This is a genomic window from Pseudomonas sp. FG13 (assembly GCF_057809755.1).
Genome location: NZ_JBMDKO010000004.1, coordinates 121,007 through 145,276 on the forward strand (window position 1 = coordinate 121,007; position 24,270 = coordinate 145,276).

Consider the following 24,270-nt stretch of genomic DNA (forward strand, 5'->3'; position numbering starts at 1 on the left):
TTATCGAAACGTCGCACCGCCCCGCTGGGCTGCGTAGCAGCCCCACCGCCGTTGACTCAAGCAGTCTGATCCACCGAGTTGCCTGGTTTTGGGGCTGCTTTGCAGCCCAGCGGGGATAAATCCCCTCGCCACAGGTCTGGGTAATCCTTTGTCAGCTGGCGATCTCAAGCGCCTTCTGCATCCGCTCGATATACGCCGCGACCTCTTGCTCCGCGGCCTCACGACTGGCAAACGGTCCTTCCTGGGTTCCTTCCCGGGTACTGAAATAGAATTCACCGTTTATCCGGCAGATCCGGTCACTGGGAAAGACCATCGCAGGGGCGAGGTCTTGGGCGCGTTTGCCAAGCATGGGGGCTCCAAGAAGCATCGAAATCGGTTGAGTGAAGTTTATGCGGTAGCGTCAACTGGCGCTTGGTCAGGCGATAGGCGGCAATGTGCCATCCCTCCTTTCCGCAATGACCTTTGAACTGTTAGTGCCCAACTGTCCCTGTGTTGCAGGGCCATCTCCCCCTAGAATAGTCGCTCTTTTCGTGAGCCTCGGGGATTGCATGCACATTTCGTCCGGTCGCTGGGTCTACGGCCTGTTCCTCGCCTTGTTGACCGCCCTGTTGTGGGGAATCCTGCCGATCAAGCTCAAGCAGGTGCTGCAGGTGATGGATCCGGTCACGGTGACCTGGTTTCGCTTGCTGGTGTCCGGCGGCTTGCTGTTCATCTACCTGTCGGCCACCCGACGCCTGCCCAGCCGCAAGGTGCTCGGTTCGCGTGGCGGCTGGTTGGTGGCAATGGCGGTGCTGGGGCTGGTAGGCAACTATGTGTTGTACCTGATGGGCCTGAATCGCTTGAGCCCCGGCACCGCACAACTGGTGGTGCAGATGGGGCCTATCCTGCTGCTGGTCGCCAGCCTGTTTGTGTTCAAGGAACGTTTCAGCCTGGGGCAGGGGATCGGCCTGATGGTGCTGCTGATCGGCTTCACGCTGTTTTTCAACCAGCGCCTCGCCGAATTGCTGACCTCCCTGAGCGAATACACCGCCGGGGTCTTGATGGTGTTGCTGGCGTCGGCGGTCTGGACGTTCTATGCCCTGGGCCAGAAGCAGTTGTTGACGGTGTGGAATTCATTGCAGGTGATGATGGTGATCTACCTGTTCTGTGCGTTGCTGCTCACGCCGTGGGTCCATCCGTTGGAAGCACTGCAACTGAGCCCGCTGCAAGGCTGGCTGTTGTTTGCCTGCTGCCTCAACACCCTGATTGCCTACGGCGCCTTTGCCGAGGCCCTGGCCCACTGGGAAGCCTCGCGGGTCAGCGCGACCCTGGCGATCACGCCGCTGGTGACCTTCGCGGCGGTGGCCGTGGCTGCCTGGTGGTGGCCCGACTATGTGCATGCCGAGCAGATCAATCTGCTGGGGTATGGCGGGGCGGTGCTGGTGGTGGTGGGGTCAGCGCTGGTGGCGTTGGGGCCTTCGCTGATTGCAGGGCTGAGGGCCCGGCGTGAGCGGTTGGCTGTGGAGCGGTAGCGGCCTGCAGGTGACAGTGATGTGAGTCGACCGGCCTCATCGCGAGCAGGCTCGCTCCCACATTGGATCTTCAGCGTATGCAAGTCCCGGGTTCGACCGGGATCCCTTGTGGGAGCGAGCCTGCTCGCGAAGGCTCACTTCCTGTCAACCAGAGTTCAGCCCTGGCTACCGGCTTCCAGCATGTTTTCCGGCCGCACCCAGGCATCGAACTCCTCGTCGGTCAGATAGCCCAACTGCAGTGCTGCCTCGCGCAGGGTCAGCCCTTCGTTGTAGGCTTTCTTGGCGATCTCGGCGGACTTGTCGTAGCCGATATGCGGGTTCAACGCTGTCACCAGCATCAACCCACGCTCCAGGTGCGCCGCCATCTGCTCGCCATCGGGCTCGAGCCCGGCGATGCAATGTTGCTGGAAGTTGCTGCAGCCATCGGCCAGCAGGCGGATCGATTGCAGCAGATTGTGGATGATCACCGGCTTGAACACGTTCAACTGCAAATGGCCCTGGCTGGCGGCAAAGCCAATGGTCACGTCATTGCCCATGACCTGGCAGGCCAGCATCGACAAGGCTTCGCACTGGGTCGGGTTGACCTTGCCAGGCATGATGGAACTGCCCGGCTCGTTGGCCGGCAATTTCACTTCGGCGAAGCCGGCCCGAGGTCCGGAGCCCAGCAGGCGCAGGTCGTTGGCGATTTTCATCAGGGTCACGGCCAGGGTTTTCAGTGCGCCGGAAAGCGTGGTCAGGGGCTCGTGCCCCGCCAGTGCCGCAAACTTGTTCGGCGCGGTGACAAATGGCAAACCGGAAAGCGCCGCGAGTTCGGCGGCAATCGCTTCGCCGAAGCCGTGGGGCGAGTTGAGCCCGGTGCCGACCGCCGTGCCGCCCTGGGCCAGTTCGCAGACCGCCGGTAGCGCGGCACGGATCGCCCGTTCGGCGTAGTCGAGCTGGGCAATGAAGGCTGACAATTCCTGGCCGAACGTGATCGGCGTGGCATCCATCATGTGGGTGCGGCCGGTCTTGACCAGTTTCAGGTGGCGCGCGGCCAGTTCCGCCAGCCCGCCGGACAGTTCGCTGATGGCCGGCAACAATTGCTTGTGGACGGCTTGCACGGCGGCGATGTGCATGGCGGTAGGGAAGCAGTCGTTGGAGCTCTGGGAGCGGTTGACGTGGTCGTTGGGGTGCACCGGGGTCTTGCCGCCGCGGGGGTTGCCCGCCAGCTCGTTGGCGCGCCCGGCGATCACCTCGTTGACGTTCATGTTGCTCTGAGTGCCGCTGCCGGTCTGCCAGACCACCAGCGGGAACTGGTCGTCATGCTGGCCGTCCAGCACTTCGTCGGCGGCCTGTTCGATCAGTCGAGCGATGTCGGCGGGCAAGTCGCCGTTGCGGTCGTTGACCCGCGCGGCGGCTTTCTTGATCATCGCCAGGGCATGCAGCACCGACAGCGGCATGCGTTCGTTACCGATGGCGAAGTTGATCATGGAACGCTGTGTCTGGGCGCCCCAGTAGGCGTCCTCCGGGACTTCAACCTGGCCAAGGCTGTCGGTTTCGATACGGCTCATTGGGTCAAACTCCTGATAGGTCTGAATGCGCAGTTTAGGCCCTGTCGGGCGGTACCGGTTCCGTCAATCTAGGGGCGGTCGGTTCGGTCCGTCAATCGGGACCGGCAAGCACCGGGGTTGAGGCCTGGCGTTTTTTAGGCGCAGAATGGTCGCCCTTGGGGTTTTACCTCGCCAGTTAGATAAGGAAACTCGATGACCCGTCTTCGCGCCATCTGTACCGCAGTTGCTCTGGTGTGTGCCAGCGGCCCTGTTCTCGCCGATACCGCCAGCCACAACGCCAGCGCCGAAGCGTTCCTGACCTTGGCACACGCTGACAAACTGGGCACCCCGGTGTACATGCAGGTGCAACAGATGTTTGCCCAGCGCTTCGAGCAGACCAAGGCTCCCGAGTCGAAAAAAGCCACCCTGGAAACCTACCAGGCCAAGGCCAATGCCGCGCTTGACCAGGCCATCGGCTGGAGCAAGCTCAAGCCGGACATGGTCAAGCTCTACACCACCAACTTCAGCGAGTCGGAGCTCAAGGACCTGGTGGCTTTCTACCAGTCACCCCTTGGCAAGAAAGTCCTGGAAAAAATGCCGCAGCTGACCCAGCAGTCGGCCCAACTGACCCAGGCCAAGCTGGAAAGCGCCGTGCCAGTGGTCAACAAGCTGCTGGCGGACATGACCGCCGAGCTTGAGCCCAAAGCTGCTGCCCCAGCCAAGAAAAAGCCGTAAGCGGAGCCCGGTATGAGCATGCAACAACGCATCGAATCGACCCTCGGCCTCCTGCAGCCCGAGCACCTGCAAGTGCTGGATGAAAGCCACATGCACAGCCGTGGGTTACAGACCCACTTCAAGGCGGTGGTGGTGAGCCGGCAATTTGAAGGACTGAATCGGGTCAAGCGCCACCAGAAGGTCTACGGCACGCTGGGTGAGCTGATGGGCGAATTCCATGCGTTGGCGCTGCACACCTACACCCCCGAAGAATGGGCTCAGATCGACGCCGCCCCGGCTTCGCCGACCTGTGCTGGTGGCAGCAAGCACTGATCGGCGTGGCGAAGGATTTATGTAAAGCCCCGACGTCGAAGTCCTGCAACCCATGAGTTTTTGTTAGAATTCGCACGCGCCGCTTACCCGGCGCGTTTTTTTTGCATCCGGTTCACCCTTTACGAGGGTAGCCACCTGGAGAAATACCCATGACACAACCCATTGTCGTGGCGGCACTGTATAAGTTCGTCACCCTGGAAGATTACGTCGAGCTGCGTGAGCCCTTGCTCAAGGCGATGCTCGATAACGCTATCAAAGGCACTCTGCTGATCGCCGAAGAAGGCATCAACGGCACGGTCTCCGGTACCCGTGAAGGCATCGACGGCTTGCTGGCCTGGCTCAAGAACGACCCGCGGATGATCGATATCGATCACAAGGAGTCGTACTGCGACGAGCAGCCGTTCTACCGCACCAAGGTCAAGCTCAAGAAAGAAATCGTCACCCTCGGCGTCGAAGGCGTGGATCCGAACAAGCAGGTCGGCACCTATGTCGAACCCCAGGACTGGAACGCGCTGATCAGCGATCCGGAAGTGTTGCTGATCGATACCCGTAACGACTACGAAGTGTCTATCGGGACATTCGAAGGCGCAATCGATCCCAAGACCACCAGCTTTCGCGAGTTTCCCGACTACATCAAGGCCAACTTCGACCCGGCCCGGCACAAGAAGGTCGCGATGTTCTGCACCGGCGGCATCCGCTGTGAAAAAGCTTCCAGCTACATGCTGAGCCAGGGCTTCGACGAGGTTTTCCACCTCAAGGGTGGCATCCTGAAATACCTCGAAGAGGTTCCCCAGGAAGAAACCAAATGGCGCGGCGACTGCTTTGTGTTCGATAACCGCGTGACCGTTCGCCACGATCTCAGCGAAGGCGACTACGATCAATGTCATGCGTGCCGTACACCGGTGAGCCTGGAAGATCGCGCTTCGGAGCACTACGTGCCGGGCATCAGTTGCCCGCATTGCTGGGACAAACTGAGCGAGAAGACCCGTCGCAGTGCCATCGACCGGCAAAAGCAGATCGAATTGGCCAAGGCTCGCAACATGCCGCACCCGATCGGCTACAACTACAAGCAATCATCCTCCGAGGCCTGAACCATGCCGCCACGTCTGCTGTATGTCATGGACCCGATGTGTTCCTGGTGCTGGGGCTTCGCACCAGTGGCCGAAGCATTGGTCGAGCAGGCGCGGGTCCAGGGCGTGGAGCTGCACCTGGTGGTGGGCGGGTTGCGTACGGGCAGCGGTTCGGCCCTGGAGCCCACTACCCGGCGTTACATCCTCGAGCACTGGCAGGCTGTCACCCAGGCCACCGGCCAGCCCTTCAAGCTGGAGGGCGCGTTGCCGGACGGTTTCGTTTATGACACCGAGCCGGCCTGCCGGGCTGTGGTGACGGCCCGGAGCCTGGCGCCGGACCTGGCCTGGAAGCTGCTCAAACTGATCCAGCAGGCTTTTTATGTGCAGGGTCGCGACGTGACCCATGCCAGCGTCCTGGTGGAACTGGCCGAACAGGCCGGACTGCCACGCATCGAGTTTGCCGCGGCGTTTGACAGTGCCGATCAACATGCGGCCACTGCCGCGGATTTCACGTGGGTGCAGGATCTCGGCATTGCCGGGTTCCCTACGCTACTGGCCGAGCGCGAGGGCCAATTGGCCCTGCTCACCAACGGTTACCAACCCCTGAGCCAACTGTCACCACTGCTTGGCCGCTGGCTGGAGCGTGCGGCCTGTGCCTGACCTGCCGGATGGCACCTCGGAGCCACAGCGCGTCGATCGATTGAGCTGGGCGGAAATCCGTCGCCTGGCCCTCAAACACAAGAAAGCCCTGTGGATTGCCAACGGCGTGGCGGTGCTGGCGACGCTCTGTAGCGTGCCGATCCCTTTACTGTTGCCATTGTTGGTGGATGAAGTACTGCTAGGGCGTGGCGACGCCGCCCTGAAGGTGATGAACCACGCCTTGCCGACGGGGTGGCAAACGGCTGCCGGCTATATCGGCTTGATGCTGCTGGCGACCTTGACCCTTCGGTGCGGCGCGTTGCTGTTCAACGTGTTACAGGCGCGTTTGTTTGCCAGGCTCGCCAAAGACATCGTCTATCGCATCCGTGTCCGTCTGATCGAGCGCCTCAAACGTATTTCCCTGGGGGAATACGAAAGCCTGGGCAGCGGCACCGTGGCTGCGCACCTGGTCACCGACCTGGACACTCTCGATAAATTCGTCGGTGAAACCCTCAGCCGTTTCCTGGTGGCGATGCTGACGCTGGTGGGCACCGCCGGCATCCTGATGTGGATGCATTGGAAACTGGCGCTGCTGATCCTGTTGTTCAATCCGCTGGTGATCTATGCCACGGTGCAGTTGGGCAAGCGGGTCAAGCACCTCAAGAAGCTGGAGAACGACAGCACCTCGCGCTTCACCCAGGCATTGACCGAAACCCTGGACGCGATCCAGGAAGTGCGCGCCGGGAACCGCCAGGGGTTTTTCCTCGGACGCCTGGGCCAGCGCGCCCGGGAGGTGCGTGATTATGCGGTCAATTCCCAGTGGAAAAGCGATGCGTCGGGCCGCGCCAGTGGCTTGCTGTTCCAGTTCGGCATCGACATTTTCCGTGCTGCGGCGATGCTCACGGTGCTGTTTTCCGACCTGTCCATTGGCCAGATGCTGGCGGTGTTCAGCTACCTCTGGTTCATGATCGGTCCGGTGGAGCAGTTGTTGAACCTGCAATACGCCTATTACGCGGCGGGCGGTGCGTTGAGTCGGATCAACGAACTCCTGGCCCGGGCCGACGAACCTCAGTACACCGGCGGTGTCGACCCGTTCAAGGGCCACGATACTGTGGGCATCGACATCCAGGGCTTGAGCTTCGGCTATGGCGAGGAACTGGTGCTCGACCAGTTGAACCTGTCCATCTCACCCGGCGAAAAAGTCGCCATCGTGGGGGCCAGCGGTGGCGGCAAGAGCACCCTGGTGCAGCTGTTGTTGGGCCTGTATACGCCGCAGTCGGGCAGCATCCGGTTTGGTGGCGCCACGCAGCAGGAGATCGGCCTGGAAACCATCCGTGAAAATGTCGCGGTGGTGCTGCAGCATCCTGCCTTGTTCAACGACACGGTGCGGGCCAACCTCTCCATGGGCCGCGACTGCAGCGACGAGGCCTGCTGGCGGGCATTGACCATTGCCCAGCTCGATACCACGGTGCGCGCGTTGCCCCTGGGGCTGGAGAGTGTGGTCGGACGTTCCGGGGTGCGGCTGTCCGGTGGGCAGCGTCAACGCCTGGCCATTGCCCGCATGGTATTGGCCGAGCCGCGGGTGGTGATCCTTGACGAAGCGACCTCCGCACTGGACGCCGCCACCGAGTACAACCTCCACCAGGCCCTGGCGCGTTTTCTGAGTGGACGCACCACGCTGATCATTGCCCACCGGTTGTCGGCCGTGAAACAGGCCGACCGGGTATTGGTGTTCGATGGTGGGCGAATCGCTGAAGACGGTGACCATTTGCAATTGATTGCCGAGGGCGGCCTGTACGCCCGACTCTATGGTCATTTGCAACAGATACAGCAGCCTTGAGTTTCCTGTGATTTTCTGCGCTTAGTATCCAAAAAAATCAGCCAAATGCCCCGATTTATTCGAATTTCCATCCAAAGCCTATAGATCCTTCGATCCAACCATTCCAAGGATCGAAAACTGGCCTAGGCTCTGAAATCAGGAGCGGATTTCTCCCGGGTGCTCATCGGCAATGCCTGTGCAAGGGACCTCATGAAGCAAAAGCGGACTCTCGGAACGCCTCGTTTGTTGGGCATCGTCTGGCCCTTCATTGCCGTTGTGCTATTTCAGGCATTGCTCGGAGGCGTCAGTCTCTACGTATTATCAGCCGTTCGTGGCTATGTCGCGGGGGAAAGCCTCTGGTCCAAGGGGCAGAAGGACGCCATTTATTACCTGAATCTCTATGCCGACAGCCGCGACGAATCGATTTTCCGTAAATATCAGCAAGCCATTGCCGTGCCCGAGGGCGGTCACGACTTGCGGGTGGCGCTGGATCGACAGCCGCCTGACCTGGAAGCGGCACGGGCGGGCATCCTTCAAGGGGGAAACCACCCGGACGACGTGCCCAGCCTGATCTGGCTCTATCTGAATTTCCGTCACTTCAGTTACCTGGAAGAAGCGATCGATCTCTGGACGGTGGGCGACGGCTATCTGATCGAGCTGGATAACGTTGCTCGGCAGATGCACGACAGCATTGCCGAAGGGACTGCTTCGGAGACCGATATTCGCGGCTGGAAGGCGCGGATCTTTGCCATCAACGACTCCGTTACCCCGGCAGCCAAGGCTTTCAGCGACGAGCTGGGCGAGGGATCGCGCTTTATCCTGCGCCTGTTGCTGGTGACCAACTTCGCCACAGCACTTGGGCTGATTGTCCTGGCCTTGTTGCGTACCCACAAACTACTGACCCAGCGACAGGTGTTCGCCAATGCCTTGCAACTGGAGAAGGAGCGGGCGCAGATCACTTTGCAGTCCATCGGCGACGGGGTCATCACCACCGACGTCGAAGGCGCCATTGCCTACATGAATCCCGCTGCCGAGGCGATGACCCACTGGAAGGCCGAACACGCCACCGGACTGCCCTTGGCCGCGCTGTTCAACCTGATCGACGACAATGCCCAGACCGAAGGCCTGACGCTGATCGAACACATTCTCAGCGGTCGGCTCGGTGGTGGCAGCGAACATTCCAAACTGATCCAGCGCCTGGACGGCAGCACGGTGTCGGTGACCCTGGTGGGGGCGCCGATCCGCCATGCGGGCAAGGTCAGCGGCGCCGTCCTGGTCCTGCACGACATGACCCAGGAGCGCCAGTACATTGCCAACCTGTCGTGGCAGGCTACCCATGATGCGCTGACCGGCCTGGCGAACCGCCGGGAATTCGAGTACCGGCTCGAGCAGGCCTTGCATAACCTGACGCGCCAGGTCGGACGCCATGCCTTGATGTTCCTCGACCTGGACCAGTTCAAGCTGGTCAACGATACCTGCGGCCATGCGGCGGGTGACGAATTGTTGCGGCACATCTGCGCGTTGCTGCAATCGGGCCTGCGGGAAAACGACACCCTGGCCCGGTTGGGCGGCGATGAGTTCGGTATCTTGCTGGAGAACTGTTCGCCGGAGGCCGCGGAGAAGATCGCTGAAGGTCTGCGCCAGACCGTGCAGAATCTGCACTTTGTCTGGAAAGGGCGGCCATTCGTCACCACCGTGAGTATTGGCCTGGTGCACATCGCCCAGAACCCGACCACCCTGGAGGCGTCCCTGCGCGCCGCCGACATGGCCTGTTACATGGCCAAGGAGAAGGGCCGCAACCGAGTCCAGGTCTACCATGCCGACGATTCGGAGTTGTCCCTGCGTTTCGGTGAGATGGCCTGGGTCCAGCGCTTGCACATGGCCCTGGAGGAAAACCGCTTCTGCCTCTATGCCCAGGAAATTGCCGCGCTGGGGCCAGGTGACCATGGTGGCGGGCACATTGAGATCCTGTTGCGCTTGCATGATGAAGCCGGGCGGATGATTCTGCCGGACAGCTTCATTCCTGCGGCGGAGCGCTATGGCCTGATGACGTCCCTGGACCGTTGGGTGGTGGAGAATGTCTTCAGAATCATCCGCCAGTGCCTGAACGATTCGCGGCAGGGCCCAATGGCCATGTGTGCGATCAATCTGTCAGGCACGACTATCGGAGATCAGGCATTCCTCGACTTCCTGCGTAAACAGTTCGCGGCGTATTCGATTCCGCCGGAAATGATTTGTTTTGAAATTACAGAGACCAGCGCTATTTCGAATTTGGGCAGCGCCATTCGCTTTATCAATGAACTCAAGAGCTTGGGTTGTTACTTCTCGCTGGATGACTTTTGCGCCGGAATGTCTTCATTCGCTTACCTGAAACATTTACCTGTAGACTTCCTGAAGATCGACGGGAGTTTCGTAAAGGATATGCTGGACGACCCGATTAACCGTGCAATGGTCGAGGTGATCAACCACATCGGCCACGTCATGGGTAAGCGCACCATTGCCGAGTTTGTGGAAACTGCCCAGATCGAGCAGGCATTGCTGGAGATTGGAGTGGACTACGCTCAGGGGTATGTCATCGAGCGCCCGCAGTTGTTTACCTGTGACACGTTGCAATGCAGGCCGGCCCGGCCCCAGCCGTTGTTATTCAAGGCCCCCGGCACGTTCCGCTGAGCCTCTTGTTGATCCGGAAAAAAATCACAATCAAAAGGAGCCCGACAGTGATCGACACATTCAACCGAACAGGCCCGCTCATGGACGCCAAAAGCTATCCGCAATGGGCACAGCAGCTCATCGCCGATTGCGGCGAGAGCAAGCGCCGGGTTGTCGAACACGAGCTGTATCAGCGCATGCGCGACAATAAGCTCAGCGCCAAGACCATGCGCCACTACCTCATCGGTGGTTGGCCGGTCGTTGAACAGTTCGCCTTATACATGGCACAGAACCTCACCAAGACCCGCTTTGCCCGCCATCCCGGCGAGGATATGGCCCGGCGCTGGCTGATGCGTAACATTCGTGTCGAACTCAATCACGCCGACTACTGGGTGAACTGGAGCGCCGCCCACGGCGTGACGCTGGAGGACCTCCAGGCGCAGCAGGTAGCGCCTGAACTCCATGCCTTGAGCCATTGGTGCTGGCATACCAGCTCTTCGGACTCGCTGATCGTGGCAATCGCGGCGACCAACTATGCCATCGAAGGCGCGACCGGAGAGTGGTCGGCGCTGGTGTGTTCCAGCGGCATCTACGCGGCGGCTTTCGCCGAGGAAGACCGCAAGCGCGCCATGAAATGGCTGAAGATGCACGCCCAGTACGACGATGCCCACCCATGGGAAGCGCTGGAAATCATCTGCACGCTGGCGGGCATGAATCCGAGCCAGGCCTTGCAGAACGAACTGCGCCAGGCCGTGTGCAAGAGCTACGACTACATGTACCTGTTCCTGGAACGTTGCATGCAACTGGAACAGTCGGAGACGGCCGGAAAATTGGCACCTCACCGCGAGCGCCTGGCGCTGGCCGGGAGCTGATGCCTAGTTGACCGATGTGGGAGCGGGCCCGCTCGCGAAGCGTTCTGGCTGGCCAACGGGGAGGTTGGCTGTCGGATCGCTATCGCGAGCAGGCTCGCTCCCACATTTTTGTTTAATGCAATCAGACTCACCTTGAACCCTTGTGGGAGCGAGCCTGCTCGCGATAGCGGTGAACCAGCTTGCAGAAGTATCGAGCCTGCCACCGACCCTTCGCGAGCGGCTCCTGCACCCAGCCTGACTCGCCTGTTTTCAATCAACCCGCCATCGCCAACCGATTCCGACCTTCGCGCTTGGCCACATACAACGCGCTGTCGACCCGGCGCAGCAGGCTTTCCAAGGACTCACCCGGCAGCAGCGTCGCGCAGCCGAGGCTGACCGTCAGCTCAATCCTGACACCCGCCGCGAAATAATCCTGCAACTGGGCGGCATACCGCAGTCGCTCGCCAATCGTGGCTGCGGCCTCCCGACTGGTGTTGGAAAGCAGGATCAGAAACTCCTCGCCGCCGAACCTGAAGACCATGTCCACATTGCGCAGTTGATCCTTGATCGACTCGGCAACGGCCTTGAGCACCTCATCACCGGCGCCATGGCCGTAGGTATCGTTGATACGCTTGAAGTGGTCGATGTCGAGCATCAGCAGCGACAACGGCTGCATATGACGCCTGGCCATGTCGATTTCCCGCTCCATGACCTGGTCCATGGCAATGCGGTTGCCGGTTCCGGTCAACGGATCGCGCAGGGCACTCTGGGTGGCGGCGCGGTAGAGCAGGGCGTTACGCAGCGGAAACAACAGGGTCGACAGCACTGATTCGAGGTCACTCTGTTCCGCGTCGCTAAAGCGCTGATTGCGGCGGAACACCAATTCGCCCAGCTGTTCGCCTTCATGGCTGAGGTTGTAGCTGAGCAGATGATGCCCGCGTTGACCGAACTCCAGCCGCAGATCGCTGGGCTTGTGCTGATAGGCCAGCGCATCCAGGGGCACCAGTCGTTGAACTTCACGGAAAAACAGGCCCAGAATCCGCTGAGGTTCCAGGCTGGTCTGCAATTGCTGACTCAGTTGCTGACGCAATTGCGACAGGCTGACGGCGCGTGCGACGAGCGGCGACGGTTGACCGAGGCCCAGGCGCTGCAGTTTGGCGCTGTCGAAATCAATCGCGTTGGTCTGGATGGGCGTTTTCATTTGGCGTGAGCCCCTAAGCAGAATCTATCCTGGCGCCGGGTGAGGTGGCTGTGGGCTGCGTGTCGTACTGGCCCTTAAGTCCCGTAGGACATTGATTTGAGTCTAGTCTGCTTTCCTTGGCTGACGCAGGCCTCGTATCAACCTCCGCTACCCGCCGGACATGGCGTGTTTAGAAGGGTTAGAGCGAAAGTCGTGCCAGTGCGTTCACTTTTGAAAAAACCATTTAAAATCAATGAGGTGAAATCAAGCGCCCCTGGCGCGCCGATTTTTGCGCGACATGGGTTTGGCGGTTCGCCTGGCTCGGCGTTGAAGCGGGGGAGCATCGCGACGGTAAACCGCCGCGACGTGAGGATGAGTCTTTACTGTGCGTTGAACGCCTGACCGTTGACGCCCTTGCTGTCCGGCCCCATCAGGTACAGATAGACCGGCATGATCTCTTCCGGTGTCGGATTGTTGAGCGGATTTTCCCCCGGATAGGCCTGGGCGCGCATGCTGGTACGGGTTGCGCCGGGGTTGATGCTGTTGGCGCGCACCGGCGCGACGGTATCGACTTCGTCGGCCAGTGTCTGCATCAACCCCTCGGTGGCAAACTTGGATACGCCATAAGCGCCCCAGTACGCTCGACCCTTGCGACCGACGCTGCTGGAGGTGAACACCACGGATGCGTCCGTGGACAGCTTGAGCAGGGGGAGCAAGGTGCTGGTGAGCATGAACATGGCATTGACGTTCACGTGCATCACCCGCATGAAGTTCTCGCCGGACAGTTGTTCCAGCGGCGTGCGCGGGCCGATGATCGAGGCGTTGTGCAACAGGCCGTCCAAGTGACCGAACTCGGTTTCGATCATGGCTGCCAGTTCGTCGTATTGATGGGGCTGGGCGGTTTCGAGGTTGAAGGGAATCACCGCCGGCTGTGGATGGCCGGCCGCTTCGATTTCATCATAGACCTGGGTCAGGTTGGCTTCGGTCTTGCCCAGCAGCAGCACGGTAGCGCCGTGGGCAGCGTAGGCCTTGGCGGCAGCCGCGCCGATGCCACGACCGGCACCGGTGACCAGGATGACCCGGCCGTCGAGCAGGTCGGGGCGGGCGGAATAATCAAACATAAAAACCTCATGAAACATAACGATGCGTGGTGATGCACGGTGTGGCGACGGGTTGTATTGTGGCGAGGGGATTCATCCCCGCTGGGTCGCGAAGCGACCCCTTGCGTATTACTTGATACACCGCAGTGACTGACATCTCTTGGAGGCGCTTCGCACCTCGGCGGGGATAAATCCCCTCGCCACAAAAAATCTACTTATTGTCTTGCCACACGAAGTAGTTAGCTCAGCAACTGCACAACGCGTTATCCAGTACTTCGCGCAACGCCAACGGGTGATCGATCACCACGTCCGCGCCCCAGTGCTTGGGGTTGTCGTCCGGGTGGATATAGCCGTAGGTCACTGCGCAGGTCTTGGTGCCGGCGCTGCGCCCGGACTCGATGTCCCGCAGATCGTCGCCCACGAACAGCACGCTGGCCGGGTCCAGGTCGAGCAGCTTGCACGCCAGGATCAGTGGTTCCGGATCCGGTTTGCTGTTGGTCACGTGATCCGGGCAGATCAGCACCTTCGAGCGCTCGGCCAGGCCCAGTTGCTGCATGATGGGTTCGGCGAAGCGCACCGGTTTGTTGGTGACCACCCCCCAGATCAGGTTGGCGGCTTCAATGTCGGCCAGTACTTCGGCCATGCCGTCGAACAGGTGGCTATGGACAGCGCACCCCTTGAGGTAGCGGTCGAGGAATTCCTGGCGCAGGTCCTCGAAGCCCGGTGATTCGGGGTCCATGGAAAAGGTCACCGCGACCATCGCACGGGCACCACCGGAGATTTCGTCACGAATGTGCTGCGTGTTCATCGGTGGCAAGCCACGGTCGGCGCGCATGGCCTGGCAGATGGCGATGAAGTCCGGCGCGGTGTCGAGCAGCGTGCCGTCCATGTCGAAGAGAACCGCTTTGAGACGCATCGACTTACTCCTCGCGCAGGGTCTGGATCATGTAGTTGACGTCAACGTCGGCGGCCAGCTTGTAGTGCTTGGTCAGCGGATTGTAGGTCAGGCCGATGATGTCCTTGACGGTCAGCCCGGCCATGCGGCTCCAGGCGCCCAGCTCGGAAGGACGGATGAACTTCTTGAAGTCGTGGGTGCCACGGGGCAGCAGCTTCATGATGTATTCCGCACCGATGATGGCAAACAGGTACGCCTTCGGGTTGCGGTTGATCGTGGAAAAGAACACCTGGCCGCCGGGCTTGACCATGCGGAAGCAGGCGCGGATGACCGAGGACGGGTCCGGCACATGTTCGAGCATTTCCAGGCAGGTGACCACGTCGAACTGAGCCGGCATTTCCTCGGCCAGGGCCTCTGCGGTGATCTGCCGGTACTCTACGTTGACGCCGGACTCCAGTTGGTGCAACTGCGCCACAGCCAGCGGCGCCTCGCCCATGTCGATGCCCATCACGGTTGCCCCGCGCTGGGCCATGGCTTCGCTGAGAATGCCGCCGCCACAGCCGACGTCGAGCACCTTCTTGCCGGCCAGGTTGACCCGCTCGTCGATCCAGTTGACCCGCAGCGGGTTGATATCGTGCAGCGGCTTGAATTCGCTTTCGCGGTCCCACCAGCGGTGAGCCAAGGCTTCGAACTTGGCGATTTCGGCGTGGTCGACGTTGCTCATGTGCAGATCCTCGAAAAACTTGAAAAAATCAGTTGCCCCGAGCCGTGGCTCAAGAGGCAGGGTTATTCGTCGTGACCGCTGATGCGGCGACCCCAGGCCTGGGCCGTGGCGGTCAGTTGCGGTTCGTCCAGGCGGGTCAGCCGGCCGTCCTCAAGCAACGGCTTGCCGGCCACCCACAGGTGTTTCACGCAATCGCGGCCGGTGGCATAGATCAGCTGCGACACCGGGTCGTAGATCGGTTGCTGGGCCAGTCCCGACAGATCGAAGGCCACCAGGTCGGCGGCCTTGCCGACTTCCAGCGAACCAACGGTGGCCTCGATGCCCAGGGCCCGGGCGCCATTGAGCGTGGCCATGCGCAACGCCCGATGGGCATCCAGGGCCGTCGCTGAACCGGCGACGGCCTTGGCCAACAGGGCTGCGGTGCGGGTTTCCCCCAGCAGGTCCAGGTCGTTGTTGCTCGCCGCGCCGTCGGTGCCGACCGCCACATTGACGCCGGCCTGCCACAAGCGCTCCACCGGGCAGAAGCCACTGGCCAGCTTCAGGTTCGATTCCGGGCAATGGATCACACTGCAATTGCTTTCTACCAGCAAGGCCAGGTCTTCATCGCTGATCTGAGTCATGTGCACCGCTTGGAAACGCGGCCCCAACAGGCCAAGCCGCCCCAGGCGAGCCATTGGTCGCTCAGCGGTGTTATCCACAGCCTGCTGCACTTCGAAGGCGGTTTCGTGAACATGCATATGAATGGCCGCGTCCAGCTCTTCGGCAATCACACGGATTTTCTCCAGGTTCTCGTCGCCCACGGTGTAGGGTGCATGCGGACCGAATGCGACTTTGATCCGTGGATGGTGCTTGAGATCGCCAAACAATTCGATGCCCTGACGAATGGCGTCGTCGGCACTGGCGGCCCCGGGAATCGGGAAATCGAGGATCGGAATGGCGATTTGCGCACGGATGCCGCTGTTATGGACGCGCTCGCTGGCAACCTTGGGATAGAAATACATGTCAGAGAAACAGGTGATGCCACCCTTGATCTGCTCGGCGATCGCCAGGTCGGTGCCGTCGCGCACGAAGTCTTCATCGACCCATTTGCCCTCGGCCGGCCAGATATGCTGTTCAAGCCAGGTCATCAGGGGCAGGTCGTCGGCCAGACCGCGGAACAGTGTCATCGCCGCATGCCCGTGGGCATTGATCAGGCCCGGGCTGAGCAACATGCCCGGCAACTCGCGGACCTCGGCAGCCTCACATTTCAGGGCTTCGGCCCGTGGGCCGATGAACACGATGCAACCGTTGCGGATGCCCAGACCGTGATCCTTGAGTACCACACCGGCGGGTTCGACAGGCACCAACCAGGTCGGCAGCAATAGTAAGTCGAGCGCAACGGCTGGCTTGGGCATCGTGGATCGGTTCCATGGGTTATAAAGGATGGCGAAGTATACCCGAGCGTCATCACGCTGGGATCGCTATAATCGGCGGCTTTGTTCAAGAGTGCGGAGTGTAGGATGCGCGATCAACTGTTGGCTGCGGAGAAGGTGAAGGCCATCGATTGGCGGGATGGCGCCCTGTACCTGCTGGATCAGCGTGTTTTGCCGTTCGAGGAAAACTGGATCGCCTACACCAGTGCGGCCGGCGTGGCCGAGGCCATTCGTGCGATGGTGGTGCGCGGCGCGCCGGCCATCGGGATCAGTGCGGCTTACGGTGTGGTGCTGGCCGCGCGGGCGAGGGTGGCCGAGGGCGGTGATTGGCAAACGGCGCTGGAGGCGGATTTCACCTTGTTGGCCGAATCCCGGCCGACGGCGGTGAACCTGTTCTGGGCCTTGGATCGGATGCGCGACCGGTTGGCGCGCTTGAAGGAGCATGCCGAGCCGCTGGCCGCCCTTGAGGCCGAGGCTGTCGCCATTCACGAAAGTGATCGTGAAGCCAATCTGACCATGGCCCAGCTCGGCGTCGACCTGATCCGCAAGCATCAGGGCAATGCCCAGGCCATCCTGACCCATTGCAATACCGGTGCCCTGGCCACCGGCGGCTTCGGCACGGCCCTGGGGGTGATCCGCGGCGCATTCATCGAGGGGATGGTCGAGCGTGTCTACGCCGACGAAACCCGTCCATGGCTGCAGGGCTCGCGCCTCACGGCCTGGGAGTTGGCCAATGAGGGCATCCCGGTGACCCTCAACGCCGATTCCGCCGCTGCCCATATCATGAAGACCAAGGGCGTGACCTGGGTGATCGTCGGCGCCGACCGCATCACCGCCAACGGTGACGTGGCGAACAAGATCGGTACCTATCAACTGGCGGTCTGCGCCATGCACCACGGCGTGCGCTTCATGGTGGTGGCACCGAGTTCGACGATCGACATGAACCTGGCCAGTGGCGAAGACATCCCGATCGAAGAACGCGACGGGCGCGAACTGCTGGAAGTCGGCGGCAAGCGGGTTGGCGCGGATGTGGAGGCGTTCAACCCGGTGTTCGACGTCACGCCGGCCGACCTGATCGATGCCATCGTCACGGAGAAGGGTATCGTCGAGCGCCCGGATACCGCGAAGATGGCGCAATTGATGTGCCGCAAGCGGCTGCATTAAGACGGTTTTGTCAGGTGCATTGCCTTCGCGAGCAGGCTCGCTCCCACATGGAATTGCGGTGTGTCAGGAACCCCGGGCATACAAAACACACCTGTGGGAGCGAGCCTCCTCGCGAAGAGGCCCTTGAAAGCTGTGAATCTTCTTGCATTTGAGCGCAAATTCTTCAGTCGCAGCGCTTCTAAGCCCCTCTCGTCCCATTCCAGCCTGTCACCGGTCAACTAACTATGCTCCATGCGCATCTGGGGGATAGGTGCGTGGCGGCTCTTGTGATAACATCCGGCGGTTTCCAAGGTCGCTTCACGAAGCGGTCTTTACTGCGCAGATCCATGGCATAACTCGTTGATTTGTCGTAAGTCGCTGCACGGCACTTGTCCTGTAGCGGCGAGCTTCGTTCATCCCGTCTGGATGTGACGAGGTTTCACCAGAAAAAGGAATCAGGCTTCTCATGGGCGAACTGGCCAAAGAAATCCTCCCGGTCAATATCGAAGACGAGCTGAAACAGTCCTACCTCGACTACGCAATGAGCGTAATCGTCGGGCGGGCGCTGCCGGATGCGCGCGATGGCTTGAAGCCCGTGCACCGGCGCGTGTTGTTCGCGATGAGCGAGCTGGGCAACGACTTCAACAAGCCGTACAAGAAATCCGCCCGTGTCGTCGGTGACGTGATCGGTAAGTATCACCCTCACGGTGACACTGCGGTGTACGACACCATCGTCCGGATGGCGCAGCCATTTTCCCTGCGCTACCTGCTGGTAGACGGCCAGGGCAACTTCGGCTCCGTGGACGGCGACAACGCTGCGGCCATGCGATACACCGAAGTGCGCATGACCAAGCTCGCCCACGAGCTGCTGGCCGACCTGCACAAGGAAGCCGTGGACTGGGTGCCGAACTACGACGGCACCGAAATGATCCCGGCGGTCATGCCGACCCGTATCCCGAACCTGCTGGTCAACGGTTCCAGCGGCATTGCCGTGGGCATGGCAACCAACATCCCGCCGCACAACCTCGGTGAAGTCATCGACGGCTGCCTGGCCCTCATCGACAACCCCGAGCTGACCGTCGATGAGCTGATGCAATACATCCCCGGTCCGGACTTCCCCACCGCCGCGATCATCAACGGTCGTGCCGGTATCATCGAGGCCTATCGCACCGGTCGCGGCCGCATTTATATGCGCGCTCGCTCGACGGTCGAAGACATCGACAAGGTCGGTGGCCGCCAGCAGATCGTCATCACCGAACTCCCGTACCAGCTGAACAAGGCCCGTCTGATCGAGAAGATCGCCGAGCTGGTCAAGGAGAAGAAGCTCGAAGGCATCACCGAGCTGCGGGACGAGTCCGACAAGGACGGCATGCGCGTCGTGATCGAGCTGCGTCGCGGCGAAGTGCCTGAGGTGATCCTCAACAACCTCTACGCTCAAACCCAGCTGCAAAGCGTGTTCGGTATCAACATCGTTGCGTTGATCGATGGTCGTCCGCGGATCCTGAACCTCAAGGACCTGCTGGAAGCCTTCGTGCGTCACCGTCGCGAAGTGGTTACCCGCCGTACCGTGTTCGAACTGCGCAAGGCCCGTGAGCGTGGTCACATCCTGGAAGGCCAGGCTGTGGCCTTGTCGAACATCGACCCGGTCATTGCCCTGATCAAGGCTTCACCGACGCCGTCGGAAGCCAAGGAAGCGCTGGTCAGCACGCCTTGGGAGTCCAGTGCGGTGATGACCATGGTCGAGCGCGCTGGCGCCGACTCCTGCCGTCCGGAGAACCTCGACCCGCAATACGGCCTGCGCGACGGCAAGTACTTCCTGTCCCCGGAACAGGCGCAAGCCATCCTGGAACTGCGCCTGCACCGCCTGACCGGCCTGGAGCATGAGAAGCTGCTGGCCGAGTACCAGGAGATCCTCAACCAGATCGGCGAGCTGATCCGCATCCTCAACAGCGCCACGCGCCTGATGGAAGTGATCCGCGAAGAACTGGAAGTGATCCGCGCCGAATACGGCGACGTGCGCCGCACCGAGATCCTCGATGCGCGCCTGGACCTGACCCTGGGTGACATGATCCCGGAAGAAGACCGCGTGGTGACCATTTCCCACGGTGGCTATGCCAAGACCCAGCCGCTGGCCGCCTACCAGGCCCAGCGTCGCGGTGGCAAAGGCAAGTCGGCGACTGGCGTCAAGGATGAGGACTACATTGCTCACCTGCTGGTTGCCAACAGCCACACCACGCTGTTGCTGTTCTCCAGCAAGGGCAAGGTGTACTGGCTCAAGACCTACGAAATTCCCGAAGCGTCTCGCGCCGCCCGTGGTCGTCCGCTGGTCAACCTGCTGCCACTGGACGACGGTGAGTACATCACCACCATGTTGCCGGTGGAGGAATACACCGAAGGCCACTACATCTTCATGGCGACCGCCAACGGCACCGTCAAGAAGACCCCGCTGGAGTCCTTCAGTCGCCAGCGCAGCGTGGGCCTGATTGCCCTGGAGCTGGACGAAGGCGACGTGTTGATTTCCGCCGCCATCACCGATGGCGAGCGTGAGGTCATGCTGTTCTCCGACGGTGGCAAGGTTACCCGCTTCAAGGAATCCGACGTTCGCGCCATGGGCCGTACCGCCCGCGGTGTGCGCGGCATGCGCCTGCCGGAAGGTCAGAAGCTGATTTCCATGCTGATCCCCGAAGAGGGCAGCCAGATCCTCACCGCTTCGGCGCGTGGTTATGGCAAGCGTACCGCCATCAGCGAATTCCCCGAGTACAAGCGTGGCGGCCAGGGCGTGATCGCCATGGTCAGCAACGAGCGTAACGGCCGTCTGGTCGGTGCAGTCCAAGTGCTCGATGGCGAAGAGATCATGCTGATCTCCGACCAGGGCACCCTGGTACGTACGCGGGTCGACGAAGTGTCGAGCCTGGGCCGTAATACCCAGGGCGTGACGCTGATCAAGCTGGCCAGCGATGAAACGCTGGTGGGGCTTGAGCGGGTGCAGGAGCCGTCGGAAGTCGAAGGCGAGGAGCTGGAAGGCGAGGACGACGTGGCGTTCGACGGTACCCTGGGTGCCGATGTCGACGACATGGCCGGCGACGATCAATCGCTCGACGCTGCCGCAGACGAAGAAGAACCGCAGGAATAAGCGGACACGCAGGGGGCGGATGAAGATTCGCCCCCTTGTTGTTTGTCCCTTTTGAAATTTTGCGAGACTGTGCATGACAGCTCAACTGTGGGAGCGAGCTGTGGGAGCAAGGCTTGCCCGCGATAGCGATAGATCAGTCGACATTCATGTTGAATGCAAGTCTGTAATCGCGGGCAAGCCTTGCTCCCACAATGGGCGCCCGCTGATACCGTATTAATGTGTGACCACCAGATCAGAGCGAGATTGGATGTGAGCAAGAGAGCCTATAACTTCTGTGCCGGCCCGGCGGCGCTTCCTGAAGCGGTCCTGAAGCGTGCCCAGGGTGAACTTCTCGACTGGCATGGCAAGGGCCTGTCCGTCATGGAAATGAGCCATCGTAGCGATGAGTTCGTGTCCATTGCCACCAAGGCCGAGCAGGACCTGCGTGATCTGCTGAACATCCCGTCCAACTACAAGGTGTTGTTCCTGCAGGGCGGCGCCAGCCAGCAATTTGCCCAGATCCCGTTGAACCTGTTGCCGGAGAGTGGCAAGGCTGACTACATCGACACCGGTATCTGGTCGCAGAAAGCCATTGAAGAAGCCTCGCGTTACGGCCACGTCAACGTTGCCGCCACCGCCAAGCCCTACGATTATTTCGCCATCCCCGGTCAGAATGAGTGGAACCTGTCCAAGGACGCGGCCTACGTTCATTACGCACCGAACGAAACCATCGGCGGCCTGGAATTCAACTGGATCCCGGAAACCGGTGACGTGCCATTGGTGGCTGACATGTCTTCGGACATTCTTTCGCGCCCTGTGGATGTCTCCCGTTTCGGCATGATCTACGCCGGCGCCCAGAAGAACATCGGCCCGAGCGGCATCCTGGTCAGCATCATTCGCGAGGACCTGTTGGGTCGTGCCCGTTCCCTGTGCCCGACCATGCTCAACTACAAGGTCGCAGCCGACAACGGCTCGATGTACAACACGCCGCCGACCCTGGCCTGGTACCTGTCCGGCCTGGTATTCGAATGGCTCAAGGAGCAGGGCGGTGTCGAAGCCATCGGCAAGCTCAATGAAGTGAAGCAACGCGTGCTCTACGACTTCATCGACGCCAGCGGCCTCTACAGCAACCCGATCAACAAGACCGACCGCTCCTGGATGAACGTACCGTTCCGCCTGGCCGACGACCGTCTCGACAAGCCGTTCCTGGCGGGTGCCGACGAGCGCGGGCTGCTGAACCTCAAGGGCCATCGCTCGGTCGGTGGCATGCGCGCCTCCATCTACAACGCCGTGGACATCAATGCGGTCAACGCACTGATCGCCTACATGGCAGAGTTCGAGAAGGAACACGGCTGATGTCAGAGCAAGAACTCAAGGCGCTGCGCCTGCGCATCGATGCCCTGGACGAAAAAGTCCTGGAGCTGATCAGCGAGCGCGCGCGCTGCGCCCAGGAAGTCGCCCGGGTGAAAATGGCCTCCCTTGCCGAAGGTGAGGTGCCGGTGTTCTATCGACCCGAGCGTGAGGCTCAGGTGCTCAAGCGCGTCATGGAGCGCAACAAGGGCCCGCTGAGCAACGAAGAGATGGCGCGGCTGTTCCGCGAGGTCATGTCGTCGTGCCTGGCCCTCGAGCAACCGCTGAAAGTGGCGTACCTGGGCCCTGAGGGGACCTTTACCCAGGCCGCCGCCATGAAGCACTTCGGCCACGCGGTGATCAGCAAGCCGATGGCGGCCATCGACGAAGTCTTCCGCGAAGTCGCGGCCGGCGCGGTGAATTTCGGCGTGGTGCCGGTGGAAAACTCCACCGAAGGCGCGGTCAACCACACGCTGGACAGCTTCCTCGAACATGACATGGTGATCTGCGGCGAAGTCGAGCTGCGCATCCACCATCACCTGCTGGTGGGCGAGAACACCAAGACCGACAGCATCAGCCGGATCTATTCCCACGCCCAGTCCCTGGCCCAGTGCCGCAAGTGGCTGGACGCCCATTATCCGAATGTCGAGCGCGTGGCGGTATCGAGCAACGCCGAGGCGGCCAAGCGGGTCAAGGGTGAGTGGAACTCGGCGGCGATCGCCGGGGACATGGCGGCCGGTCTCTATGGGCTGACTCGCCTGGCTGAGAAAATCGAGGATCGTCCGGACAACTCCACGCGATTCCTGATGATCGGCAACCAGGAAGTGCCACCGACCGGCGACGACAAGACCTCGATCATCGTCTCCATGAGCAACAAGCCCGGTGCGCTTCATGAGCTGCTGGTGCCGTTCCACGACAATGGTATCGATCTGACCCGGATCGAGACCCGTCCGTCGCGCAGCGGTAAATGGACCTACGTGTTCTTCATCGATTTCGTCGGCCACCACCGCGACCCGCTGGTAAAAGGTGTGCTGGAGAAAATCAGTCAGGAAGCAGTGGCACTCAAGGTGCTGGGTTCCTACCCCAAGGCAGTTCTTTAAGGGCGGATAGCAAATGAGTGGCAACTTCCTCGCTCTGGCACAGCCAGGCGTGCAACAACTTTCGCCTTACGTTCCGGGCAAGCCCGTGGACGAACTGGCTCGCGAGCTGGACCTGGATCCGGCCAGCATCGTCAAACTGGCAAGTAACGAGAACCCGCTGGGTGCCGGTCCCAAGGCACTGGCGGCGATCCGTGATGAACTGGCCGAGCTGACCCGTTACCCCGATGGCAATGGGTTCGCCTTGAAAAGCCTGCTGGCCGAGCGCTGTGGTGTCGAGCTGAACCAGGTGACCCTGGGCAACGGCTCCAACGATATTCTCGAGCTCGTGGCGCGTGCCTACCTGGCGCCGGGCCTCAACGCGGTGTTGAGCGAACATGCGTTTGCGGTCTACCCGATCGCCACCCAGGCGGTCGGTGCCGACGCTCGCGTGGTTCCGGCCAAGGATTGGGGGCACGATCTGCCGGCCATGCTGGCAGCCATCGACGCCAACACCCGAGTGGTGTTCATCGCCAACCCGAACAACCCGACCGGCACCTGGTTCGACGCCCAGGCCCTGGACGACTTCCTGCAGGACGTCCCGGAGCACGTGCTGGTGGTGCTGGACGAGGCGTACATCGAGTACGCCGAAGGCAGTGACCTGCCCGATGGCCTGGACTTCCTAGCGGCGTACCCGAACCTGCTGGTTTCGCGCACGTTCTCCAAGGCCTATGGCCTGGCATCGTTGCGGGTCGGTTACGGCCTGTCCACCGCCGTGGTGGCTGACGTGCTGAACCGCGTGCGTCAACCGTTCAACGTCAACAGCTTTGCCCTGGCCGCTGCCTGTGCTGCACTGCAGGATGAAGAATACCTGGCTCAGAGCCGTCACTTGAACGAAGCGGGCATGCAGCAGTTGGAAGCGGGTTTCCGCGAGTTGGGCCTGGGCTGGATTCCCTCGAAAGGCAACTTCATCTGCGTCGACCTGGGGCGTGTTGCGGCGCCGGTGTTCCAAGGCCTGTTGCGTGAAGGCGTGATCGTACGCCCGGTGGCCAATTACGGCATGCCGAACCACCTGCGCATCACCGTTGGCCTGCAAGCGGAAAACAGCCGTTTCCTCGAGGCGTTGAGCAAGGTCCTGGCTCGTGGTTGATGTCACTTCACTG

20 protein-coding genes are annotated in these 24,270 nt (G+C 61.2%); 13 read left to right on the forward strand and 7 right to left on the reverse strand.

Annotated elements, in window-relative coordinates; genetic code table 11:
* Positions 1 to 151: 151 nt before the first annotated feature.
* Positions 152 to 349, reverse strand: coding sequence for a DUF6316 family protein (locus tag ACODTO_RS05775; RefSeq protein ID WP_041024548.1), 198 nt, complete (start codon positions 347 to 349; stop codon positions 152 to 154).
* A gap of 199 nt (positions 350 to 548) precedes the next feature.
* Here ACODTO_RS05775 and ACODTO_RS05780 point away from each other — a divergent pair, with 199 nt between their 5' ends.
* Positions 549 to 1,511, forward strand: a complete 963-nt coding sequence (locus ACODTO_RS05780) for a DMT family transporter (RefSeq protein WP_175385937.1) — start codon at positions 549 to 551, stop codon at positions 1,509 to 1,511.
* Positions 1,512 to 1,666: 155 nt separating this feature from the next.
* On the opposite strand, the gene ACODTO_RS05785 is transcribed toward ACODTO_RS05780, so the two are convergent.
* Positions 1,667 to 3,061, reverse strand: coding sequence for a class II fumarate hydratase (locus tag ACODTO_RS05785; RefSeq protein WP_139647134.1), 1,395 nt, complete (start codon positions 3,059 to 3,061; stop codon positions 1,667 to 1,669).
* Positions 3,062 to 3,253: 192 nt separating this feature from the next.
* Between ACODTO_RS05785 and ACODTO_RS05790 the strand changes: the two genes are divergently transcribed.
* The 7 genes from ACODTO_RS05790 to ACODTO_RS05820 all read left to right on the forward strand — a co-directional run bounded on the left by ACODTO_RS05790 (position 3,254) and on the right by ACODTO_RS05820 (position 11,136).
* Complete coding sequence (locus ACODTO_RS05790; RefSeq protein ID WP_175385938.1) at positions 3,254 to 3,775, forward strand: DUF2059 domain-containing protein; 522 nt, start codon at positions 3,254 to 3,256, stop codon at positions 3,773 to 3,775.
* A gap of 12 nt (positions 3,776 to 3,787) precedes the next feature.
* Positions 3,788 to 4,087, forward strand: coding sequence for a BolA family protein (locus ACODTO_RS05795; protein WP_041024552.1), 300 nt, complete (start codon positions 3,788 to 3,790; stop codon positions 4,085 to 4,087).
* Positions 4,088 to 4,236: 149 nt separating this feature from the next.
* Positions 4,237 to 5,178: an oxygen-dependent tRNA uridine(34) hydroxylase TrhO gene (gene trhO, locus ACODTO_RS05800; RefSeq protein WP_139647130.1), complete on the forward strand. Its 942-nt coding sequence runs from the start codon at positions 4,237 to 4,239 to the stop codon at positions 5,176 to 5,178.
* A 3-nt stretch (positions 5,179 to 5,181) separates the two neighbouring features.
* Complete coding sequence (locus ACODTO_RS05805; RefSeq protein ID WP_139647128.1) at positions 5,182 to 5,817, forward strand: DsbA family protein; 636 nt, start codon at positions 5,182 to 5,184, stop codon at positions 5,815 to 5,817.
* Complete coding sequence (locus ACODTO_RS05810; RefSeq protein ID WP_489106074.1) at positions 5,810 to 7,636, forward strand: ABC transporter ATP-binding protein; 1,827 nt, start codon at positions 5,810 to 5,812, stop codon at positions 7,634 to 7,636. The genes ACODTO_RS05805 and ACODTO_RS05810 overlap by 8 nt, the downstream gene beginning before the upstream one ends.
* Positions 7,637 to 7,825: 189 nt before the next feature.
* Positions 7,826 to 10,285: an EAL domain-containing protein gene (locus ACODTO_RS05815; protein WP_139647124.1), complete on the forward strand. Its 2,460-nt coding sequence runs from the start codon at positions 7,826 to 7,828 to the stop codon at positions 10,283 to 10,285.
* An 80-nt stretch (positions 10,286 to 10,365) separates the two neighbouring features.
* Positions 10,366 to 11,136 (forward strand): iron-containing redox enzyme family protein, encoded by a 771-nt coding sequence (locus ACODTO_RS05820; protein ID WP_217505877.1) that lies wholly within the window; start codon positions 10,366 to 10,368, stop codon positions 11,134 to 11,136.
* A 253-nt stretch (positions 11,137 to 11,389) separates the two neighbouring features.
* Here the strand turns inward: ACODTO_RS05820 and ACODTO_RS05825 are convergent, their stop codons facing one another.
* The 5 genes from ACODTO_RS05825 to ACODTO_RS05845 form a co-directional block, all read right to left on the reverse strand.
* Positions 11,390 to 12,316 (reverse strand): GGDEF domain-containing protein, encoded by a 927-nt coding sequence (locus tag ACODTO_RS05825; protein WP_175385940.1) that lies wholly within the window; start codon positions 12,314 to 12,316, stop codon positions 11,390 to 11,392.
* A gap of 359 nt (positions 12,317 to 12,675) precedes the next feature.
* On the reverse strand, positions 12,676 to 13,416 hold the full coding sequence (locus tag ACODTO_RS05830) for a YciK family oxidoreductase (protein WP_175385941.1): 741 nt from the start codon (positions 13,414 to 13,416) through the stop codon (positions 12,676 to 12,678).
* Between the two features lie 223 nt (positions 13,417 to 13,639).
* A complete protein-coding gene (gene mupP / locus ACODTO_RS05835) occupies positions 13,640 to 14,311 on the reverse strand; it encodes an N-acetylmuramic acid 6-phosphate phosphatase MupP (RefSeq protein ID WP_139647116.1) in 672 nt (223 codons plus the stop codon).
* 4 nt (positions 14,312 to 14,315) lie between these two features.
* On the reverse strand, positions 14,316 to 15,014 hold the full coding sequence (gene ubiG / locus ACODTO_RS05840) for a bifunctional 2-polyprenyl-6-hydroxyphenol methylase/3-demethylubiquinol 3-O-methyltransferase UbiG (protein WP_139647114.1): 699 nt from the start codon (positions 15,012 to 15,014) through the stop codon (positions 14,316 to 14,318).
* 62 nt (positions 15,015 to 15,076) lie between these two features.
* Positions 15,077 to 16,408 carry a TRZ/ATZ family hydrolase gene (locus ACODTO_RS05845; protein ID WP_139647112.1) on the reverse strand — a complete coding sequence of 444 codons (1,332 nt, stop codon included), beginning with the start codon at positions 16,406 to 16,408 and terminating at the stop codon, positions 15,077 to 15,079.
* 105 nt (positions 16,409 to 16,513) lie between these two features.
* Between ACODTO_RS05845 and mtnA the strand changes: the two genes are divergently transcribed.
* The 5 genes from mtnA to hisC all read left to right on the forward strand — a co-directional run bounded on the left by mtnA (position 16,514) and on the right by hisC (position 24,257).
* Positions 16,514 to 17,590, forward strand: coding sequence for an S-methyl-5-thioribose-1-phosphate isomerase (mtnA, locus tag ACODTO_RS05850; protein ID WP_139647110.1), 1,077 nt, complete (start codon positions 16,514 to 16,516; stop codon positions 17,588 to 17,590).
* A gap of 445 nt (positions 17,591 to 18,035) precedes the next feature.
* On the forward strand, positions 18,036 to 20,702 hold the full coding sequence (gyrA, locus tag ACODTO_RS05855) for a DNA gyrase subunit A (protein ID WP_489106075.1): 2,667 nt from the start codon (positions 18,036 to 18,038) through the stop codon (positions 20,700 to 20,702).
* A gap of 249 nt (positions 20,703 to 20,951) precedes the next feature.
* Positions 20,952 to 22,037: a 3-phosphoserine/phosphohydroxythreonine transaminase gene (gene serC / locus ACODTO_RS05860; RefSeq protein WP_139647108.1), complete on the forward strand. Its 1,086-nt coding sequence runs from the start codon at positions 20,952 to 20,954 to the stop codon at positions 22,035 to 22,037.
* Positions 22,037 to 23,131 carry a prephenate dehydratase gene (pheA, locus tag ACODTO_RS05865; RefSeq protein ID WP_024778725.1) on the forward strand — a complete coding sequence of 365 codons (1,095 nt, stop codon included), beginning with the start codon at positions 22,037 to 22,039 and terminating at the stop codon, positions 23,129 to 23,131. Before serC ends, pheA begins: the two co-directional genes overlap by 1 nt.
* Before the next feature lie 13 nt (positions 23,132 to 23,144).
* On the forward strand, positions 23,145 to 24,257 hold the full coding sequence (gene hisC / locus ACODTO_RS05870; protein ID WP_489106076.1) for a histidinol-phosphate transaminase: 1,113 nt from the start codon (positions 23,145 to 23,147) through the stop codon (positions 24,255 to 24,257).
* Positions 24,258 to 24,270 lie beyond the last annotated feature (13 nt).

Excerpts from the sequence above, each read along its gene's own strand:
- ACODTO_RS05815 (WP_139647124.1), top strand. The coding sequence starts at position 7,826 with ATGAAGCAAAAGCGGACTCTCGGAACGCCTCGTTTGTTGGGCATCGTC.
- mupP (WP_139647116.1), bottom strand. The coding sequence starts at position 14,311 with ATGCGTCTCAAAGCGGTTCTCTTCGACATGGACGGCACGCTGCTCGAC.
- ACODTO_RS05785 (WP_139647134.1), bottom strand. The coding sequence starts at position 3,061 with ATGAGCCGTATCGAAACCGACAGCCTTGGCCAGGTTGAAGTCCCGGAG.
- ACODTO_RS05775 (WP_041024548.1), bottom strand. The coding sequence starts at position 349 with ATGCTTGGCAAACGCGCCCAAGACCTCGCCCCTGCGATGGTCTTTCCC.
- ACODTO_RS05795 (WP_041024552.1), top strand. The coding sequence starts at position 3,788 with ATGAGCATGCAACAACGCATCGAATCGACCCTCGGCCTCCTGCAGCCC.
- ACODTO_RS05780 (WP_175385937.1), top strand. The coding sequence starts at position 549 with ATGCACATTTCGTCCGGTCGCTGGGTCTACGGCCTGTTCCTCGCCTTG.
- ubiG (WP_139647114.1), bottom strand. The coding sequence starts at position 15,014 with ATGAGCAACGTCGACCACGCCGAAATCGCCAAGTTCGAAGCCTTGGCT.
- pheA (WP_024778725.1), top strand. The coding sequence starts at position 22,037 with ATGTCAGAGCAAGAACTCAAGGCGCTGCGCCTGCGCATCGATGCCCTG.
- ACODTO_RS05825 (WP_175385940.1), bottom strand. The coding sequence starts at position 12,316 with ATGAAAACGCCCATCCAGACCAACGCGATTGATTTCGACAGCGCCAAA.
- trhO (WP_139647130.1), top strand. The coding sequence starts at position 4,237 with ATGACACAACCCATTGTCGTGGCGGCACTGTATAAGTTCGTCACCCTG.
- gyrA (WP_489106075.1), top strand. The coding sequence starts at position 18,036 with ATGGGCGAACTGGCCAAAGAAATCCTCCCGGTCAATATCGAAGACGAG.
- ACODTO_RS05820 (WP_217505877.1), top strand. The coding sequence starts at position 10,366 with ATGGACGCCAAAAGCTATCCGCAATGGGCACAGCAGCTCATCGCCGAT.
- ACODTO_RS05845 (WP_139647112.1), bottom strand. The coding sequence starts at position 16,408 with ATGCCCAAGCCAGCCGTTGCGCTCGACTTACTATTGCTGCCGACCTGG.
- hisC (WP_489106076.1), top strand. The coding sequence starts at position 23,145 with ATGAGTGGCAACTTCCTCGCTCTGGCACAGCCAGGCGTGCAACAACTT.
- ACODTO_RS05830 (WP_175385941.1), bottom strand. The coding sequence starts at position 13,416 with ATGTTTGATTATTCCGCCCGCCCCGACCTGCTCGACGGCCGGGTCATC.
- ACODTO_RS05790 (WP_175385938.1), top strand. The coding sequence starts at position 3,254 with ATGACCCGTCTTCGCGCCATCTGTACCGCAGTTGCTCTGGTGTGTGCC.
- mtnA (WP_139647110.1), top strand. The coding sequence starts at position 16,514 with ATGCGCGATCAACTGTTGGCTGCGGAGAAGGTGAAGGCCATCGATTGG.
- ACODTO_RS05805 (WP_139647128.1), top strand. The coding sequence starts at position 5,182 with ATGCCGCCACGTCTGCTGTATGTCATGGACCCGATGTGTTCCTGGTGC.